The organism is Hydrogenophaga intermedia, assembly GCF_023715105.1.
Classification (GTDB): Bacteria; Pseudomonadota; Gammaproteobacteria; order Burkholderiales; family Burkholderiaceae_C; genus Hydrogenophaga; species Hydrogenophaga intermedia_A.
The window spans coordinates 1-1,436 of sequence record NZ_JAMBNO010000067.1; the positions used below are offsets into that span (position 1 = coordinate 1).

The 1,436-nt window shown below is 65.7% G+C and carries 1 protein-coding gene; it reads left to right on the plus strand.

Annotation, left to right across the window (positions count from 1 at the left end):
- Positions 1-53: 53 nt before the first annotated feature.
- On the plus strand, positions 54-1,331 hold the full coding sequence (locus M3149_RS22565) for an IS256 family transposase (protein WP_251711599.1): 1,278 nt from the start codon (positions 54-56) through the stop codon (positions 1,329-1,331).
- Positions 1,332-1,436: the final 105 nt, after the last annotated feature.

Here is a 1,436-nt window from a genome sequence, read left to right on the forward strand (position 1 = left end):
GAGCCTGTCAGTAATTTTGTGTGCGAGGCATAGCATGACGATCAGGAGCATCTATGCCAAGCAAGACAAAGACGAAGAACGCGGCTATTGCCGCCAGGACAGCGGCGCTGCCGCAGATCCCCAAGGAACTGCTCGATCAGTTCGTGGCGCAAGGCTCGCCGATGACGGCCGAGCAAATCAGCGCCACGACCATGGCGCTGAAGAAGGCGCTGATCGAGCGCGCGCTGGGGGCGGAGCTGTCGCACCACCTGGGCGATCTGCCCGGCGTGGACCGACCCGCTGCCAGCGGCAATCACCGCAACGGGCGCAGCCCCAAAACCGTGCACACCGAGGACGGCCCGCTGCGCATCGAGGTGCCGCGCGACCGCGAAGGCTCGTTCGAGCCGGTACTCATCCCAAAGCACGAGCGCCGCTTCACCGGCTTTGACGACAAGATCGTGGCGCTGTACGCGCGCGGCATGACGGTGCGCGAGATCCAGGGCTTCCTGGCCGAGCAGTACGGCAGCGAGGTCAGCCCCGAGTTCATCAGCTCGGTCACCGACGCCGTGATGGCCGAGGTCTCGGTTTGGCAGGGGCGCCCGCTGGAGCCCATGTACCCGGTGGTCTTCTTTGATGCGCTGCGCGTGAAGATCAAGGAGGAGGCGGTGGTGCGCAACAAGGCCGTGTACCTGGCCCTGGGCGTGCTGCCCGATGGCACGCGCGACATTCTGGGCCTGTGGATCGAGAACACCGAGGGCGCGAAGTTCTGGATGAAGGTGTTCAACGAGCTCAAGACCCGCGGGGTCGAGGACATCCTGATCGCTGTTACCGATGGCTTGAAGGGCATCCCCGAGGCGCTGGGGGCGGTGTATCCGGTCACGACGCTGCAGACCTGCATCGTGCACCTGATCCGCAACAGCCTGGACTTTGCGAGCTGGAAGGATCGCAAGGCGCTGGCGGCGGCCTTGAAGCCGATCTACACGGCCGCCAGCGCCGAGGCGGCCGCGCACGCGCTCGACGCCTTCGAGGCCGGCGCCTGGGGCCTGAAGTTCCCCACCGTCGTGGCGGCCTGGCGCCGGGCCTGGGACCGCGTGATCCCGTTCTTTGCCTTCAGTCCTGCGGTGCGCCGCGTGATTTACACGACCAACGCCATCGAGAGCATTCACGCGCGGCTGCGCAAGATCATCAAGACGCGCGGGCACTTCCCCAGCGACGATGCCGCGACCAAGTTGATCTGGCTGGCGCTGCGCAACATCACGGCCGACTGGGGTCGCTCGGCCAAGGAGTGGCGCGAAGCGATGAATCAGTTCGCGATTGCCTACGGCGATCGCTTCACCCGACCCGCCGCGTAACATGCGGCAGCGACTTGACCACCGCGTCGCTCGTTCGTCGCAAGCGACGAGCGACACCGTGGACAAGTCTTCCGGCGCCTCACACACAAAAATTCGGACACGCCC